The organism is Rossellomorea marisflavi, assembly GCF_001274775.1.
Classification (GTDB): Bacteria; Bacillota; Bacilli; order Bacillales; family Bacillaceae_B; genus Rossellomorea; species Rossellomorea marisflavi.
Genome location: NZ_LGUE01000005.1, coordinates 340,405 through 358,823, shown reverse-complemented (window position 1 = coordinate 358,823; position 18,419 = coordinate 340,405). Strand labels below are relative to the sequence as shown.

Below are 18,419 nucleotides of genomic sequence, written 5' to 3'. Positions count from 1 at the left end.
CCCCTTTAATGCCGAACACGATCAGTATAGGATCTAAATACCGCTCATGATCTCCGTGCAAGACTTCGCTTTCCGCGGGTAGCCCGCTCCTCGGCACGCCTGCGGGGTCTCACATCAGCTACTCTTCCCGCAGGAGTCTTCGTCTTGCACTCCGATCAACCGCTAGAAACGATGAAATTTGAATGGTCATTAAACGAATTTAAAACCCGAATCATTTGCTTTATCGTAGGCAAATGATTCGGGTTTTACTATGACTAAAACATTTTTGTCTCAGCCTCTTTTCACATGCCCACCGATCCAGACATATGATGGTTGATAAAAAGGCATGGAGGTGTATTTCGTTGATCCATATTGTCAAGACAGGAGAAACGCTGTATCAGATTGCCACCGATTTCCGTAAGCCCCTTAAGACCATCATCGATGCCAATCCCGGTGTGAGCCCGGGAGCGATTTATCCAGGGCAGCCCATCGTCATTCCCGGCATCCCGAATACCCATACCATCCCGTACAGGATTGAGGTTTCAGTGAATAAACGGTGGCTCCGCCTTTATAAAAATGGAACACTGGTGAAGCAATATCCCATAGCAGTAGGGAGGATGCTCCATGAAACCCCGATCGGTGAGTTCATCGTGATCAACAAATCTCCCAATCCAGGTGGTCCATACGGGACGATGTGGATGAGCTTGTCGAAGCAAGGTTATGGCATCCACGGAACCAACGATCCAAGCTCGATTGGAAAAGCGGTATCGGCTGGATGCATCCGTATGCAGAATAAGGACGTGGAGGAGCTGGCAGGAATCATTCCGGTGGGAACACCTGTCATGATCACACCTTGATCACCTCACGACCCTTTTGGCCCCGGACACATCGAGACCGGCAAACGTGTGGAGCACGTCAGCAGCTCTGTAAATATCCTCCGACCCGATAAGGGCCGTTACCTTCTCCGGGTCTTCATGGATGGAAGATACATCGATTCCGGAATCACCAAGAGTGGACCTCACTCCGAACCTCAGAATGTCTGAACCGGGAGATTTCACGATGGTCACTTTTGCCTGCTCCATCTTCTTCGAGTATTCCTGGCCAAGATCACGCAACAGATGCTCAACGTCGCTGCGGTCAGACGCATCCACCGTCAGCGTCAGATCCTGCCCCTTCCAATGTAAATCGGGTTTCACATGGATGACTTCGAGGGATTCCTTGAGAAGGGATTCCAACCCGTAAGCGGCATCCTTCATACTGATGGAGGCGACCTCATCTTTGAACGCAACACCGACAGGGCCCCGATCATTGATATGAATGTGGTCATCCACGAGTGTTCCCTCCCCTTTGATCAAGCCTGGAAGGATACGGAATGGAATCCTGCTCTTTTTTGAATGAAAGACGGCCCTGGGATGGATGACGGCTGCCCCGGAATCAGCGAGACAGAGAACCTCACGGTAGGTAAGATGTGGGATTCTCGTCGCAGCAGGGACAACCCGGGGATCGGTCGTATAGATCCCATCTACGTCCGTATAGATATCACAGCGCTCCGCACCAAGGGCTGCAGCAAGGGCCGTCGCAGTCGTATCGGAACCTCCCCTTCCAAGGGTCGTGATTTCACCGGCATCGGTGGATCCCTGGAATCCCGCTACCACGGGGATGATTCCTCTATGGAGCTCTTCCCTCACCCGGGATGGGTCGATTCCTTTTATCCTGGCCTTCCCATGGACGCCATCTGTTCTGATGCCCGCTTGCCGCCCAGTAAGGGAGACGGCTTTGAATCCCGCCTCTTGAATCGACAGGGTCAACAGGGCAATGGTGATTTGTTCACCAGTGGATAACAGGAGGTCCATCTCCCGTTTCGGTGGGTGGGCGGTGATTTCCCCCGCGAGCTTCGTCAAATGGTCGGTCGTGTCACCCATGGCGGACACGACGACGGCCACTTCTTTCCCCTTTTGCTTCTCACGGATGACATGCTGGGCCATCCGTTTGATTCTTTCCACCGATCCCACTGAAGTGCCTCCGAATTTCTGTACGATGATCTCCACCATGTCCCCTTCTTTCGTAAATAGTTAACGTACCGATGCTTCCCTTTTCAGTCTGGACTCGAGGGGAAGTTCCTTCAATACAGGATAGGGCTGCAGCCTCACATCCGCTTGCTGCACTGCGTTCCACTCTTCTTCATTGCCTCTGATGAAGAGATATAGGTGGCCACTCAGTGTGATGCGGTCCAACAGATCAAAGCGATCGACCCATTCCGGCAAGGCCTCATCCGGAGTCCTCACCACCCATTCACCATCACGGCCGGAAAGGGATTCGACTCCTATTCTGGCACGCGTCTCGGAAGATGCGTATCTTCCTTCGATCAGTGAGAGGAAATCCTCCACCATCGCACTTCCTGTAGGTAATTTACCCGCTCCCGGTCCTGAAAGGGTGACCCTTCCCACCAGGCTCCCTTTTACAGACACAACGTTTTCAACATCCTCCACTCCATAAAAAGGATGGGATTCCTTCACCAGTACGGGTTCCACTACCCCGCTTATGCTTTCTCTGTCCCTTTGAATCGACCCGACATGCTTGAACCGGAGGGAGAAGGATTCAGCGGCCTGCAGCCAATCACTGGTTAGATCCGTGATCCCTTTTTTCGGGACCGCTTCCCAGTCGGGCTGACCATGGAAGGCGGCTCGACTGAGGATCATGAGCTTATAGAAGGCATCCTGTCCTCCTACATCACTGGTGGGATCTGCTTCTGCGTATCCTTTTTCCTGAGCTATAGAAAGGGCCCGCTCGAAGGACAAGCCTTCTTTCCTCATCTGGGAAAGGATGAAATTGGAGGTCCCATTCAATATACCTTGAATATGTGTGATTTCATTCACATTCAATAGTTGCCTGATGGCCCCGATAACGGGAAGTCCTCCTGCCGTAGTCGCTTCAAATCCGACTGCGACTTCCCGCTCACGTGCCCGTGTCAAAAGGTCCTCACCCTTCGAGGCAAACATCGCCTTATTGGCCGTTACTACATGGATCCCCCGTTCGATGGCCTTGGTGAGATAGGTGTATCCAGGCTCTTCCCCGACAATCGCTTCAAACAAGACATCGATGTCCTCTTCTTCGAGGATTTCGTCAAAGTCCGTCGTGACCTTGATGCTTGGATCGATCTCTCTTTCCTTTGACGGGTCTTTGATCAAGATGGCACGGATCCGCACCTCTTTCCCCGTGATATCCTTGATTCTCTCGCGATGTGTGTCCAAGGCCTCATATACCCCCTGGCCGACGGTTCCGAATCCGAGTAGTGCTACGTGCAATTCTGACATGTTTCTTCCTCCTAAAGGGTTGAATGACTTGGTTGAACGATGGCAGGGCAGGGGATACAAAAAAGCCCCCTTCTTATGGTTAAGAAGAGGGCTTATCAGGCAGGCTCCTCCCCTTATCTTCCAGATCACCATCGATCTGTAGGAATTGGCACCTTTCATGATTGCAGGTTGCCGGGCTTCATCGGGCCTATTCCCTCCGCCGCTCTAGATAAGAGTGTGTGTTTTTCTGGTTTGTTCAGTCAATAAGTATGAGTAGGATTATATAGGGGATCAGGGCTTTACGTCAATAGGTTTTTTATCTTTTCTGATAATTAGACCCTTTTCGACCCTTTTAAAACAGGGTGAAAAAGATTTATTCAAAATACCTCAAAACATGTTTTAACCCGCTTATGGAGGGAAACAAATGATTACTCAACACCATTCAGAAAGGATCGGGTTACACCATGTTTAAGAAATTCCTGCCAAAAGATGTACAAAAGTACCTGCTCATGTCCAAAAGACAGCGGGCTCACGAGATCCAGCTCACCATCTGGTTCATGCCCTTCCTTTACATCTGCCTGTCCCTGCTGCTTGTGGCATGCACCTTGTTCCTCGACCTGAAACTAGAGCTGTCTCAATATGTACCAAAGCTTTTCAGCATGAATGCATCGGTCACCAGGACGCTCGTCAGCACCCTGATCGGCGGGGTACTCACTCTGAGCGCCTTTACCTTGAACTCCCTTCTCGTCGTCCTTACAACATTCAGCGGACAGTTCTCGCCCCGCATGCTGCTGAATTTCATCTCCGATAAAAAGACCCAGCACGCTCTCGGCATCTTCAATGGGAGCTTTGTCTTTGTACTATTCATCTTCCTCTTCATCGGAAGTTCAAAGAAAGAAATGTTCACCGCCGCACCCGTCTTGACCGTCATCGTCGCCTTCATTGCGGCCATCACCTTCATCTTCTTCATCAACCACGCCTCCACGTGGATGCAGGTACATAATATCACCTACAACATGAAGAAGGTATCCGAAGTCATGATCAATCAAACACTGAAAAAAGACCTGGAATGCCACCGGACAAAGGATGATCATCCCCGGTTCGAATTGGACGAAAGCAAGTGCCTGAATGTCAAAGCAAAGGCATCGGGCTACGTACAGCTCATCGACTTCCATTCCATGATCGAGAAAGCCCGGGAGGACGGGATCATCGTACGCCTGCACTTCAAGATCGGCGATTTCGTCCTCTGCGGAAATGACCTTATCTGCCTGTACGGGGCGGATGAAGAAAAAGTCGATCAGGAAAAATACCTGGCCCTTATTGAAATCGGCCATAAGGAAACGGAAATTCAGGATCTTCAAATGGGAATGCACAAACTTGCAGAGGTGGCCATCAAATCTCTCGGCAATGACGATCCGAAAACAGCGTCCAATACGATCCACCAGATTACGGATCTGATGCTCACCATCAATCATCACCTGTCATTCTCCCCTTACTTGATTGACGATGATGATGATGTCCGGGTCATTCTCGAGATTGAAGACTTTGATTATTACCTGTATCGAGGATTCGGATACGTTCGGCATTATGCCAGGGGCAACCATTTGATCATCACGGATATCGTCAAGGCTCTTTCCCGTCTTTCAGAAACCCTGCCGCGTGAACGGCATCAATGCCTATGGGATTTTGCTGCCAACACCATCGATCATATAGAAGAAGCCGTGATCTATGAACTTGATAAAACCTTCTTACTCAATGAGCTGAAAATCCTTGCCAAGATCACCGGTCATACCGATGAGTACCAACACATCCACCAAAAATTCTATCCCGATGCCAATCGGAACGTTTAACCGGAGCTTCGCGTACGCATACAAAAAGAACCAATTGGAAGCTGTAAATCCGCATCCAATTGGTTCTTTTATCATGTCATGAATTTTTCACGGTTGAACCTTCAAGCTCGGCAATCTCTTTTTCCACGAACGCCACAAGCCCCTTGATCATATCTGCGGAAAAATCAAATGAGAGTCCTGCCGCTTCATACACGTCGGATAGGGAAGCCGTATTCCCGAGGAGGAGCGCTTCCTTGTATCCTTCGATTGCCCGATCCGGGTCCGCTTTATAAATCCTGTAGAGCTGTAATGCCCCAAGCTGGGCGATGACATACTCGATGTAATAGAAAGGAACCTCAAAGATATGAAGGACAAAGAGCCACTGCTTCTTCTTCACCTCTTCATACCCACTCCAATCCTCTTCCGACGAAAGATAGCTGTCTACGATCCTTCCGTACGCCTCTGATCGCTCCTCCTTGGAATGACCAGGGTTCTCGTACATCCAGTGCTGGAACTCATCGACCCTGATTCCTGACGGGAAGAATTGGATGATATCCCTCAGCATATCAAGCTTGGCTTGACGCACCTGCTCTTCGGAATAAAAATGATCCCAGTGATCCATGGACAATAACTCCATTCCCATGCTCGCAAGCTCAGCCGATTCCATCGGGGTGGCCCTGTCAAAAGCGAGTGGAAGCGTCCGCTTGAAATCATTGTGGATGCAGTGCCCCATTTCATGGATCAAGGTCGTCACATCCCCATGGGTGCCCGAAGCATTCATGAAAATGAACGACAGGCCGGAAACAGGAAGCGATTCACAAAATCCTCCCGGGGACTTATTCTTCCTGGTCTCAAGATCCAACAGCCCTTTTGAATCCATCAGGTGGAGAAGTTCAGAAAATCTGGGGGAAATCTCGCCCAATACGCGTCCGGTCTTCGCCACCAGTTCGTCACCCGTTTTGAATGGCCGCAGGGGCTCTTCATCCAGCGGCACGGCCCTGTGGTCATAAGGACGGATGGATTCCACGCCCAACTCTTCTGCTTTCTTGGACAAGATCCTTCCGATTGCCGGAACAACATGCTCACGGATTGAATCCGCCAGTTCCTTACAATCTTCTGGTGTATAGTCGAAGCGATTGTATTTTTTGAACATATAATCCCGGTAGTTCGCCAGCCCGCTGTTGGCAGCCTTCTGCTCGCGGATCACCATGAGCTCATCCATGATTGCCTGCAGTTCCTCTTCTACCCCGCTTAGGGCTCCGAATAGTTGATCGTAGACCTTTTTCCGTTTGGTTCGATCCGGATCTTCGAGCAGTGGAAACAGCTGGGGAATCGTCAGTTGCTCTCCTTCCCACTCTGCAGTCAGAGCACCCGTCAGTTCAAAGTATCGCGTGGCGAGCCGATCCTCCTTCACTTCAAGATCGATATTCTCCTCCCTGTAAAGCTCTGCAGCCGTTTGTTTACTCCTGATCAGGCGCCCATACACGTTGTTGTCCAATTCATGTGGACTTGATAACAACTTTTGATCCAGTTGTGCTTCATATCTCTTAAGGAGGGGAAGCACATGCTCCTGATCGAACTGATACGTTTCCTGAACCTCTTTGTCCTGATTGTGGGTCTGGAAATCAATGTAATGGCCATCGATGGCTTCCCGGAGTTCATCCTGATAATCCGACACCTGTTTCAACCAGTCTTCCACCTCATCGACGTTATGAAACGGCGCAGCAAGAAACTCTTCGAATCTCGTTTTCATCGCTTCTATATTTCTCATATCATGTGTTTCAACATACACCTTAGACATTTTCTCTCCCCCTTTTCACTCTCTTTACTTTACCATTAAAATCCATATCCCCTCAACTTTTCTGCCGTTCTGGTTTATAAAATGACAGATATGGGAAAAAACAGATCGAAAGAACCAATTAAAGGTAGTAATAGGGAAATTATCTTTACTATGACATTTATTCCATTATCAGGTTTTATATGGAATCGTCATCCTTATTGATTCCAGCTTACTACCAAAATCCCAACTTCTTCTTCCTTTTGATGATAAGGACTTTTTTCCTCAATCAAGATCAAGGCGATATTACCTATTCTCAAGGTAAGAGTAGGGAAAGAATGAATGGAAGTGATTGATAGATTTTGGAGAATTCCCTTATACTGTTAGAGGTTCAACCTAGAAAGGAAGTCATAACATGCAGAAGAAATGGATATTGGCAGGAACGATCGCCGGTATGCTCGCATTAACCACAGCATGTGGAAACAGCGACACGGCAGCAAAGAAAACAGATGATGATAAAAAATCCGAACAAAAAGCAGAAAAGAAGGAACAAACCGAGAAAGAGACTTCAGGAGCAAAACTCGAGAAGAAGGATTCCTCTTCCACCCAATCACAATCAGGCTTAATCAATCCTGATCTTGAAGCAAATCTTCCAGACGCCACCCTGGACGTCGTCTATGAAAACGATGAGCCCGGCATAGAATTGAAATCAAATAATATGTCCTTCATGGTCGACCGTTATCAAGTCGTTCACGTCACCAATGCCCCTGCAGGTGAGTTCGATGGGGATGAAGCGTATATCGTATCCATGAATGGAAGCATCGACAATCAAACCAATGGAGATCTCTACTTCAACAACCCGGATATCCTCGGAACGGATCAGTTCGATACGCATATGATGAAGCTCGACTATTCAAGGGAAGTCAGACTGCACCCGGAGATGGACGGAACCGTTGATGATCCCGCCCACTACAAAAAGGGTGAGAAGCAAGAAGGCATACTCGAATACATATTGACGAAAGAGGAATACGGGACCCTCAAGGATGCCAATGTGAAGTTCCGCGTCGCCCAAAGCTCTGCCGATAAGGACTTCTCGGAGAAAGTCAGCGATGAAAAAGTCTTTGATCTACCCCTATCGGGAGAAAATGCCGAAAAGCAAACGGCTGTTTCAAAGGAATTCTACCCTGACAGCATCCTGAAAGATAATGTGGCAGAAAAAGAGATGCTAGCAAAAAATGAATCCATCGGTAAAACCGAAACCGGTGAGAAGGTGGACGTTACACTCGATGGCGTGCAGTTCACGAAGCTGACGCCTACTGAAAGCTACCAGGATGCCTTCACAGGATTCGGTGACGAAAACATCGTAGCTGCCACCGTCAAAGTGACAGTGAAAAACAACACAGAAACCGACATTACACTCGACCAGTTCAGCACGTTCCTATCAACCGACAAGGTACAATACCTCGATGAAGGTTCCCTTGCGTTTGATACAGGAAGCATCAAGCCTGGTGAAACCGGTGAGAAGTACCTCGTTTACCTCATGAAGGAAAAGAGCGACTACGGAGAAGCCAAGGATTTCACCTTCCGACTGACCCACCTCACCAATCAAGATGGAAAAGACCTGTTGAAGAACGAACTTTCATTTGATGTGCCGAAGTAATAGAAAAGGGACCATTTACGGACGAACTCGATCAGTATAGGTTCTTAATAGCGCTCATGATTTCCGTGCAAGCGCTGGAAACGATAAACCCGTAATGTTCATAAAACAAACGAAAAACCCGAATTCACTTGCCAGATCCTAAGCAAATGAATTCGGGTTTTTCTATGACAAAAACACTTTTGTCCCAACCTCTTCTTTTCATATCCACTCCACACCCGCCATGGTATAATCACTTTTGTAAGCGTTATCTACCATTTACAATGAGGAGTGTTTACATGTCGATCAACATTTATCTCAACTTTAATGGAAACTGCCGCGAAGCCGTCCTATTCTATGCAGATGTCTTCCGCACGGAACCCCCACACATCATGACCTTCAAAGAAGCCCCGCCAAGCCCTGATTTCCCACTTCCGGAAGAGGCAAAGGAATTGATCCTCCATGCCAATATTGTCATCGATGGTGATAAGATCATGTTCTCAGACACCTTTCCCGGCACACCCTTCATGGAAGGAAATAATATCACGTTAGCCATCGTCAAGGACAATAAGGACGTACTAACAGCACTCTTTGATCGCCTGAAAGAAGATGGCCATGTGGATATGCCTCTGCAGGAAACGTTCTGGAGCCCCCTCTACGGCCAGGTCACCGACAAGTTCGGCATCCAGTGGCAGTTCAACTACGAAGAATGATAGAAGCCTGCTGGCCAATCGGCCAGCAGGCTTTTGATTACCTTATGTTCTTTTCATGGACGGAATCTTTTGATGCTTTCACCTTTGAAGCCGATTTAGGCTTCGGACCTTGGTGGTCAGGACGAGCCTGCTCATACACCGCGGCCCCTACAATTTCGGCTACATCCTGCAGCTTCTCTTTGCTGATTTTATCGATTGTATCCTCGGGAGTATGGTACCATGGCTCAAACGGACTGTGGATGAAGGCTCCCGCCGGGATTCCCTCTTCAGCAAACGGAACATGATCGCTCCTGCCGCCTTCACCGATCGGAGTCGGGAATCCGTTCAATCGCTCGCTCGCAGCCTGGGATAGCTCCGTTACGAGGTTCGGGCTTCCATCGAGTGTGCGGAGGACCAGATCACCTGCATCCCTGCTTCCCACCATGTCGAGATTGAAGTACCCGATGATCCGGTTACGTTCTTTTTGCGGTAGGGAATCTACATAGTGATAGGACCCCAGCAGTCCCAATTCTTCAGCCCCGAATGTAATGAAGCGTATCTCTGTATCTGTCGGTACATTTTTGAACACCTTTGCGAGTTCAAGGGTAACAGCTGTACCCGACGCATCATCGTTCGCGCCAGGAGCCCCTTCTACTGAATCATGATGGGCCCCGATGATAAGCACATCATCCGTTGCTTTTTTCTTATTGACCGGAGCTTTCGAGGCAATGACATTGTGGGAGGTGCGCTCCGATGTTTCCGCTCCCTCGATCGTCAGCCGGACGGTCTCCCCGATATGTCGGCCCAGCTCTTCTCCTTCGGCCTTGGAAAGGGTGATGGCCGGTATGTAGCGATCATCCGCTTCTCCCAATGTCCCGCTCAGCGAGCCATCCGTATTATTGTAGATGATAACCCCTGCGGCTCCTGCTTCAGAAGCATTGATGATCTTCTGTGCAAACGTAATTTCCCCTCGCTGGATAAGAACGATCTTCCCCTCTACATCTACTCCATCAAAGTCTCCTACTCTTCCAAGTCCTGCAGAAACGAGCTCTCCTGACACATCACCACTAACCGAGTAAGTGAATGCATCCGGGTTCCACTCGCCTTCCACCCCTGACAGTTCGATTGCAGTAGGTGCCGTGTACCCTATAAAGGTAAAGGGTTGAAGGGTCACATCATACCCGTACGATTCAAATTGTCGTTTTACAAACCTGATGGCATTTGCCTCGGATTCTGTCCCGGCTACCCTCGGTGTTTGTTGCAGATGGTCGATCGTCTGATAGATTCGCTCCGGATCGATTTTCTTGATCAAGTTCCGCTCATGCGGATTTTGCAAGAGCTCCTTTCCTGGTTCAGGTGCCCCTGCAATGGCTGGTTGGAGTCCGACTGCGCCAAACGATAGGGTGGTCGCAAGAGCAATGGATACGACAGATTTTTTCAAACGGTTTCCTCCTCTACTCATTTGATAGAATAATAACAATATTTTGTCATTTAATGAAAGAGTAGGAATAACCGGTAAGAAACTACCATTTATAGACCATTGGCATGATCATAGCCGGTGGATTGAACCTGTAAAAGCCAGCTCCGAGTGAAATCAAGGAGTTGTTGAAAGGCCCCTGAAGTTGAGTAAGTATGGGAACCTTTCGGAATGATTGCCTTTTCTACCTCTCCTGATAGCCGATTGGAGAAGCTTGAGTGATAGAGGGAGCAGTAATCGACGGAGATTTCTTCATCCTGGTCACCGTGGGCAAGCAAGACATTCCCCTTATACTCATTTGCCCGCCGTATCGGGTCCCACCCTTGAAGGGTCGTGAGAAACTCCCGCTTCAGCTCATAGCCCAAATAATCTGCCTTCCCGTCCCGCAAGATGGCTTCTTCCACATCATCTCCGATAATGTGTCCAAGATCATGCCGGGGAGAGCCGACCGCCGACCAGAGGGCAAGGTGGCGAACTTCTTCTTCGATGGCTGCTTCAAGGGCCACTGCCCCCCCAAGGCTGTGGCCGATCAAGGCAATGCTCTCCGGGTCCACCCCTTTCATCTGCTTCACAAACCCGATGACCGCCTTCGTCTGTGCAATGAAGCGATCTTTTGTATTCAAGCCGTACTCCCCCAGACTTTCTCCGCAACCGTCGTAATCGAAACGTATGACGATGTGTGAGCTGAGTTCATGTGCCGCCTTCACGAATAATCGGTCCACGCCTTCTTTTGAACCGACGAAACCATGACAGATGATGACGGCCGGATGGACGCCTAGACGCGTAGCAGGATACTGTATGGCTGCAGGAAGGTGGGTACCCTCCCATGGAATGGATGTATACCAGCTCATCTTACCCTCTCCTTTTATCTTAGTAGATTTTCCTTACGGTTTGTCCGTGCCTTCGAACACTGATTCCCCTATGGCTAGGCCTCTACATGCGCGCCTTTTAAAATGTATAAATCCGCGCCTCAGCTTTACGACTAATTAATCCAATCGTTTTAATCGGATTTATATACAAAAAAAATCCCCCATAAGGAGATGGACATTACTCTCTCCCCTTATCTGCCAGGCTGAAGTTGCCTGCTGGAATGAGCACCTTCCACTTGGAGGTTGCTGCGGGATCGTTGGACCAGATTCCTTCCCCGACTCTTTATAAGGTAGTATAAATTAAATTATCTTACAATTCACTCTTTGTCAACCATAAATCCTACAGTGATACTATGAATTAAAGAGGAATCCCCACTTGACAGGTTGGTTTTGACGCTGTAAGATTGGCTCAACATCTTTACCCCCAATGATCCATATCCACCGAAGGCATATCAACTGCCTCCGGTCCTTTTTTTCGAGAAGTCAGTCTTCCATCTCATATCGCCCATCTTCATAGATCCTGAATGCCCCGACTTCCCCTGTTCCTCCTTCATCTTTGAGGGTTTGTGATATGAGATGGAGGGTATAATAGGTCCCTTTTTCATCGGTCTGAGGCTTGCCGTCACCCTCATCAATCAGGATATCTCCGTCAGATGCCACGTTCAGCTCATCCTTTAAGAACTCAATGGCGGTTTCCACATCCGTAATGCCTGCAGTGGACCCGGATTCCCCGACTGGTCGTTGCGGTTCAGGAGCATTCCGTGCCGATGATTCGCCATCCTCTGCAGGCTCCTCCGCTTCCTGACTGTCCTGATCATCCCCGGAAGAGTCCGATGCTTCTTGATCCTCTTCACCGAGTGATACTTGATCGGATGTTTCATCAGGCTGTTCCGGGGCAGCCTCTCTTCCCGCTTCGTCTGCATCGCTTGTTTCTGTTGCCGTTTCCACCGGTGCCGTATTTCTTGGGGATTGTCCGCATGCACCCATCAACAACATGATGGGAATCAAAGCGATTAACAGTTTCCAGCCGTTCATTGCCGTCTCCCCTTCCTCATTCTTCCTCATACTACCATTATTTCAGAAACCAGGAGACCGGACAACTCTCAATCCCGGGGGACGGTCATTCACCCTCCGTGCACACAGACCGAGTATAATCATTGGCTCAACGAGCATCCTATGCCTTACAATCAGCTTATAACCTAACCGAGGAGGAAGTATCATGAAATATACCGTCATTACTGGAGCAAGCTCCGGCATCGGCTATGAGGCAGCTCTGGCATTTGCAGCTCGGGGGAAGAATCTGATTCTTGCCGCCAGAAGGAAAGAGAATCTTGAAGAGTTGAAGGATCGCATCCTGAAAGCCCATCCTGACCTGGATATCAAACTTTTCTCCACCGACCTATCCGTCACCTCCAACGCTCATTCCTTCTATGAAGAAATCAAGTCATTTGAACTGGAGACATTTGTGAATAATGCCGGTTTCGGTAATTTCGATCCCGTCGGCGAGCAAAATCTGGACAAGATCGAACAGATGATGAGACTCAATATCGAAGCCCTCACGATCCTCTCCACCCTGTACGTCCGCGACTTCTCACATGTGGAAGGAACGCAGCTCATCAATATTTCATCAGGCGGCGGCTATACGATCGTTGCCGATGCGGTCACCTACTGTGCCACAAAATTCTATGTGAGTGCCTTCACGGAAGGACTTGCGAGAGAGCTATCCGAATCCGGTGCGAAGATGACAGCGAAGGTTCTTGCCCCTGCCGCTACGGAAACGGAATTCGCCCAGCGTTCCATTGATTCCGATCAGTTTGACTACGAAACATCCGTACCTCAGTACCATACTGCGAAGGAGATGGCGCATTTTCTCCTCGATCTGTATGATGGGGATCATGTTGTTGGGATCGTGAACGGCGAAACCTATGAATTTTTCCTTCGTGATCCGATCTATCCATACGTATCAAGAACTAGAAACTAACATCAACAAAAGGGTGTCCCGAAACGTCGGGACACCCTTTTGTTGATTTATGCGCCTGCTTCCACCGGCACTGCCACCCAGTGGCCTTTGGACACTTCCACAAGCTCCGATGCTTGCAGCCCGTAGTGATCTGCATCCGTTTGTTCCTCCAGAAGGACTCGCTCCTTCTTCTTCTCGATCGTTGGATCCGGAATCGGGATGGCAGACAGCAGGGACTGAGTGTACGGATGTTGAGGGTTGGTGTACAGTTCCTCGCTTTCGGCAAGCTCGACGATCTTCCCGGCATACATCACGGCCACCCGGTCACTGATATGCTTCACCATGGATAAATCATGAGCGATGAAGAGGTATGTGAGCCCCAGACGCTTCTGAAGATCTTGAAGAAGCTCCACGATCTGTGCCTGAATCGATACATCAAGGGCCGACAAAGGCTCATCGCACACGATGAACTTCGGTTCCACGGCAAGTGCCCGTGCAATGCCGATCCTCTGGCGCTGTCCACCGGAGAACTCATGGGGATAGCGCTTCGCGTGGTCCCGCTGGAGCCCGACCAACTCAAGAAGTTCCTCCACTCGTCGCTTCCGGTCCTGTTTCGTTTTGCACAGCCCGTGAATATCAAGTGCCTGGCCGATGATGTCCATTACTTTGAACCGGGGATTGAGTGATGCATAGGGATCCTGGAAGATCATCTGCATATGCCGCCTCATCGCTTTCATCTCACGCTTCGTCATGCCGTTGACCGACATTCCTTCATATGTGACGACGCCTCCGGTCGGTTCATTCAACCGCAAGATCGCCCGACCCGTCGTTGACTTGCCTGAGCCAGATTCTCCCACAAGCCCCAAAGTTTCGCCTTCACGGATGAAGAAGGAGATATCATCCACCGCCTTCAAGGTATGGCCTTTTCCAAGGTCGAAATGTTGCCGCAGGGACGATACGTCAAGAAGTGGCGGCTTATCTGTTGAATGATCCTTTTTGGGTTTTTTCGGTTCATCGAGACGCGGCAGGGCATTCAGGAGCTTCTTCGTATACGGGTGCCTTGGTGAGGCAAAGATTTCTTCTGTTGTCCCCCGTTCCACGATTTCTCCTTCTTTCATCACCACGACAGCGTCACACATACCGGCCACCACCCCAAGGTCATGGGTGATGAGGATGATGGACGTTCCGAACCTCTCCTGCATATGTTTCATGACATTCAGGATCTGCTTCTGGATCGTGACATCCAGGGCCGTCGTCGGCTCGTCGGCAATCAGGAGGGTCGGTCTGCAGGCAAGGGCGATGGCGATCATCACGCGCTGGCGCATCCCACCGGAGAACTCATGGGGATATTGACTATACCGCTCCTCGCTATTGCGTATGCCCACCTGTTTCAGGATATCGATGGCTTCCTTCTTCGCCTGTTCCCGTGTCAGGTCCTGATGTTTCATGAGGCTCTCGGCAATCTGGTTCCCGATCCGGATCGTCGGGTTGAGGGATGTCATAGGGTCCTGAAAGATCATGCCGATGTCACGACCGCGTATGGACTCCATCTCCTTCTCGGTCTTCTCCGCGAGATTCTCCCCGAGGAACGTGATCTCCCCTTCCTTCATATACGAGGGTGGCGATGGCAGCAGCCTCATGATCGACCGTGCCGTCACGCTTTTCCCGCTGCCCGATTCCCCTACAATGCCAAGGGTCTCGCCTTTTTTTACTTCAAAACTCACACCGCGCACTGCATCGAATTCTTCTTCCTTTGATTGGAATGAGATATGCAAATTGTCTACTTTAAGAATTGATTCCACTATTTCCACCTGCCAGGACGATTTGTTAAATTTTCTAAAGTTTACATTGATTTTTCAAGAATGTGTATTTAAAATATACTAAACAGATCGGAATTATGCAATTTGAATTTTCATAAAGGAGGGCAACGCTTCACATGGAAACGGTGAAAGCTACTGGCACCTATGCACCAACCCCGATGTTCCAAGATACCTATCAAAAGATGCAGCGACGGAATCTTTATCACATCTTCATTCTGATTCTCGGATTACCGGTCCATCTCGCCGTCTTTTTCCTCTACCTTCACAGGAAGAGAAACGACCCTTATCAGAAACTCCTTCACGAAATGAAGCAGGGACTGATCGAAGAAGGAGTAAAAGCCACTTACTTAAAACGCGCAGAAGAAGAACTTCAAAAAAAGAACATCTTCTTCAATCAACGGGCATCATCATCAGCCATCAGAGCGAAGGCAGAACGCCTCGCCCAGGAAAGATTGGATGAAACCGCTGAAGAGCGGACGGTTAAACAGCTCACCCTGCAGGACGAAGGGAAGATCACGTATAAAGAAACCTTCGGGTCCCTACTCCAGAACCCGACGTTCTTGATCCTGTCTGCTTTGCCTGGTCTCCCTATGTATCTACTACTGCTCTTATACAGCAATCATTTTGTAAAATACATATTCGAACGCCTCGTCATGAGCTTATTCGTCATCGTAGGGGTCGCATTCCTTGTCTTTACCATCCTGTATCTTTCCCCGTTCAATCCGGCAGCGAACATACTCGGGGAGACCGCGACAAAGGATCAGATCGCTGCATTCAATGCCATTCACGGTTTGGATCAGCCTTATCTCGTCCAGCTTTGGAACACGATCAAAGGAATTGCCACCTTTGACCTCGGCTCTTCTTTTACAGGAAATGAAGAAGTCGCCTCGAGCATCGGGAGGAAGTTCCCCATCACCCTGACACTGGCCATCATTTCATTGATCATGGCGATTGTGATTGCCATTCCGATCGGGATCGTTTCTGCTACGAAGCCTCGATCATTCTTTGACTATACGTTTATGTTCGTGGCGTTGATCGGCCTGTCCATCCCGAACTTCTGGCAGGGGCTGATCTTCATCCTGAACTTCTCGATCAAATGGAAGTGGTTCCCGGCAACCTACACCCCGGGCAACTGGCTGTCGATCGTGATGCCGGCCGTCGTCCTCGGAACCGCTTTGACTGCATCGATTGCACGGATGATGAGGTCCTCCACCCTGGAAGTGATCAACGAGGACTATATCCTGACGGCAAAAGCGAAAGGATTGAACAAGCGGCAGGTGCTCTGGAAACACGCAGTGAGTAACGCCATGATCCCCGTCATCACGGTCATCGGTCTCCTCTTCGGTGGAATGCTCGGAGGTGCCGCCGTGACCGAGAAAGTCTTCAACATCAGCGGGATCGGAAGCTACATCGTCGATAAGCAGTTCATCCCCGATATTCCCGCCATCATGGGAGGGGTCGTCTATATTGCCATCACAATCTCCCTCGTCAACCTATTGATCGATATCCTGTATGCGTTCTTCGATCCGAGGATCCGATCAAAGATGAAACAATACTAAAGCAGGTGCATGTATGACAACCAACGTGGAAGTACCGCATTACAAAAAGAAATTCGCACTGAAAATATCATCTGAATATACACAGTCCACCTTCACATGGGTGCTGTCCCTGGCCATCACGCTCATCTTCCTATTCAACAGTTTCGACCTGTCAGATGGGTCCATGAAGCCGGTGGCATTCACGTTCTTCGCGGCCTATGCGTTCTTTACCATCGTGCAGCTGGTGATCACACGGCTGATCAAGCGGGACCTGAACAGGGACGGGGTCATCCGGAAAAGTACGAGGCGCCTCGGCTATCTCCAGCTCCTAAGCCTGTTGACGGCCAATGTCTTCACCGTCAGCGCCGCCTTCCTTCTGATCAAGGAAAAGAAATCTCCCGAATACACATTCTCGGTTTATATGATTATGACGCAGATCTTCGTCATTGGCGTATCGGCTCTGAATCTATTCAAACCGTACGTAGCGGATACGTTCCTCCTGGGGATTTTCCTGCTACTTGCCATCACCGTGTTCCACCTCGCCGTCCTATGGATGGTGATCACGTTCGGTGAACGCCTGCCGAAATGGACCGGCGTTGTGGCGGTTCTATTGATGCTCACGGGATTGACGGGCAATCTATTCGCGATATTCCTCGGGTGGAACCTCCTCATGAAGTCCCGTGGAGGACACCATCCCGTCACCGGTACATGGTACCGGGTGTGGGATAAGGTGACCGGCAATATGACATCCATGCTCGGGTTGTTCTTCATTGTCTTCCTGTTCTCGATTTCCGTCTGCAGCTACCTGACGTTCGATTATGCCCTCGCCGTAGAGAATAATTACTCGGCGATCCTGCAGACGCCGAATCTTGCCTACCCCCTCGGAACCGATGATTATGGAAGGGATCTGTTCTCCAGGATCATCTTCGGGGCGCGGATATCCCTTATCGTCGGGTTCCTTTCAACGTTGATCCCGTTCATCCTCGGCGGCATCCTCGGGGCGATTTCGGGCTATTACGGTCAGCGGACCGACAATATCATCATGAGGCTCCTGGATGTCCTCTATGCGATTCCGGGGATCCTCCTCGCCATCGTCATCATCGCGGCATTCGGGTCCAACACGACGACCCTTGTCCTTGCACTGAGTGTCGGATCGATCCCGACCTATGCCAGGACAATGAGAGCCAATGTGCTCATGGTATCAAACTATGAATATGTCGATTCCGCCCGCGCACTGGGCACAGGGAATCTCGAAATCATCTTCCGGCATGTGGTGCCGAACTCACTGGCGCCCATGATCGTCAAATCGACCCTCACCATCGGGGGGGCGGTGATCGCCACGAGCAGCCTGAGCTATCTTGGACTCGGTATCGAGCCGCATATACCCGAGTGGGGAAACATCCTGAAGATCGGCAGCACGTATCTTGAAACACATTCCTATCTCGCCATCTATCCGGGTCTTGCCATCATCCTCCTTGTCCTCTCCTTCAATTTCCTTGGAGACGGACTTCGGGATGCCCTTGATCCGAAGTTAGACTAAAACCAACAC

14 protein-coding genes and 2 riboswitches are annotated in these 18,419 nt (G+C 49.8%); of the genes, 7 read left to right on the top strand and 7 right to left on the bottom strand.

Going from position 1 to position 18,419, the window contains the following annotated elements; translation table 11 throughout:
- The first annotated feature begins 341 nt into the window (after positions 1-341).
- Positions 342-836, top strand: a complete 495-nt coding sequence (locus AF331_RS16955; RefSeq protein ID WP_053429252.1) for a L,D-transpeptidase family protein — start codon at positions 342-344, stop codon at positions 834-836.
- Here the strand turns inward: AF331_RS16955 and AF331_RS16950 are convergent, their stop codons facing one another.
- Both AF331_RS16950 and AF331_RS16945 read right to left on the bottom strand, forming a co-directional pair.
- A complete protein-coding gene (locus AF331_RS16950; protein WP_160316580.1) occupies positions 837-2,027 on the bottom strand; it encodes an aspartate kinase in 1,191 nt (396 codons plus the stop codon).
- 24 nt (positions 2,028-2,051) lie between these two features.
- Positions 2,052-3,293, bottom strand: a complete 1,242-nt coding sequence (locus tag AF331_RS16945) for a homoserine dehydrogenase (RefSeq protein WP_082347021.1) — start codon at positions 3,291-3,293, stop codon at positions 2,052-2,054.
- A gap of 110 nt (positions 3,294-3,403) precedes the next feature.
- Positions 3,404-3,508, bottom strand: a riboswitch (SAM riboswitch).
- Between the two features lie 228 nt (positions 3,509-3,736).
- On the opposite strand from AF331_RS16945, the gene AF331_RS16940 reads away from it, so the two are divergent.
- Complete coding sequence (locus AF331_RS16940) at positions 3,737-5,122, top strand: DUF2254 domain-containing protein (protein WP_053429250.1); 1,386 nt, start codon at positions 3,737-3,739, stop codon at positions 5,120-5,122.
- Between the two features lie 76 nt (positions 5,123-5,198).
- Here AF331_RS16940 and AF331_RS16935 read toward each other — a convergent pair whose 3' ends face one another.
- The gene (locus AF331_RS16935; RefSeq protein WP_053429249.1) at positions 5,199-6,902 is read right to left on the bottom strand and encodes a M3 family oligoendopeptidase; all 1,704 of its coding nucleotides are present in this window, start codon (positions 6,900-6,902) and stop codon (positions 5,199-5,201) included.
- A gap of 391 nt (positions 6,903-7,293) precedes the next feature.
- On the opposite strand from AF331_RS16935, the gene AF331_RS16930 reads away from it, so the two are divergent.
- Together AF331_RS16930 and AF331_RS16925 are read left to right on the top strand one after the other, a co-directional pair.
- Positions 7,294-8,538, top strand: coding sequence for a DUF5068 domain-containing protein (locus AF331_RS16930; RefSeq protein WP_053429248.1), 1,245 nt, complete (start codon positions 7,294-7,296; stop codon positions 8,536-8,538).
- Positions 8,539-8,813: 275 nt separating this feature from the next.
- Positions 8,814-9,227, top strand: a complete 414-nt coding sequence (locus tag AF331_RS16925; protein ID WP_053429247.1) for a VOC family protein — start codon at positions 8,814-8,816, stop codon at positions 9,225-9,227.
- Positions 9,228-9,264: 37 nt separating this feature from the next.
- Here AF331_RS16925 and AF331_RS23130 read toward each other — a convergent pair whose 3' ends face one another.
- From AF331_RS23130 to AF331_RS16910, 3 genes are all read right to left on the bottom strand, one after another.
- On the bottom strand, positions 9,265-10,647 hold the full coding sequence (locus AF331_RS23130; RefSeq protein WP_053429246.1) for a M28 family peptidase: 1,383 nt from the start codon (positions 10,645-10,647) through the stop codon (positions 9,265-9,267).
- 89 nt (positions 10,648-10,736) lie between these two features.
- Complete coding sequence (locus tag AF331_RS16915; RefSeq protein WP_053429245.1) at positions 10,737-11,534, bottom strand: alpha/beta hydrolase; 798 nt, start codon at positions 11,532-11,534, stop codon at positions 10,737-10,739.
- Positions 11,535-11,740: 206 nt separating this feature from the next.
- A riboswitch (SAM riboswitch) is annotated at positions 11,741-11,844 on the bottom strand.
- A 191-nt stretch (positions 11,845-12,035) separates the two neighbouring features.
- The gene (locus AF331_RS16910) at positions 12,036-12,617 is read right to left on the bottom strand and encodes a hypothetical protein (RefSeq protein WP_160316579.1); all 582 of its coding nucleotides are present in this window, start codon (positions 12,615-12,617) and stop codon (positions 12,036-12,038) included.
- 154 nt (positions 12,618-12,771) lie between these two features.
- On the opposite strand from AF331_RS16910, the gene AF331_RS16905 reads away from it, so the two are divergent.
- On the top strand, positions 12,772-13,533 hold the full coding sequence (locus tag AF331_RS16905; protein WP_053429243.1) for an SDR family NAD(P)-dependent oxidoreductase: 762 nt from the start codon (positions 12,772-12,774) through the stop codon (positions 13,531-13,533).
- A 47-nt stretch (positions 13,534-13,580) separates the two neighbouring features.
- Here AF331_RS16905 and AF331_RS16900 read toward each other — a convergent pair whose 3' ends face one another.
- Positions 13,581-15,314 carry an ABC transporter ATP-binding protein gene (locus AF331_RS16900; RefSeq protein ID WP_053429242.1) on the bottom strand — a complete coding sequence of 578 codons (1,734 nt, stop codon included), beginning with the start codon at positions 15,312-15,314 and terminating at the stop codon, positions 13,581-13,583.
- 134 nt (positions 15,315-15,448) lie between these two features.
- Between AF331_RS16900 and AF331_RS16895 the strand changes: the two genes are divergently transcribed.
- Both AF331_RS16895 and AF331_RS16890 read left to right on the top strand, forming a co-directional pair.
- Positions 15,449-16,891, top strand: a complete 1,443-nt coding sequence (locus AF331_RS16895; RefSeq protein WP_082347020.1) for an ABC transporter permease — start codon at positions 15,449-15,451, stop codon at positions 16,889-16,891.
- Between the two features lie 13 nt (positions 16,892-16,904).
- On the top strand, positions 16,905-18,410 hold the full coding sequence (locus AF331_RS16890) for an ABC transporter permease (RefSeq protein WP_053429241.1): 1,506 nt from the start codon (positions 16,905-16,907) through the stop codon (positions 18,408-18,410).
- Positions 18,411-18,419: the final 9 nt, after the last annotated feature.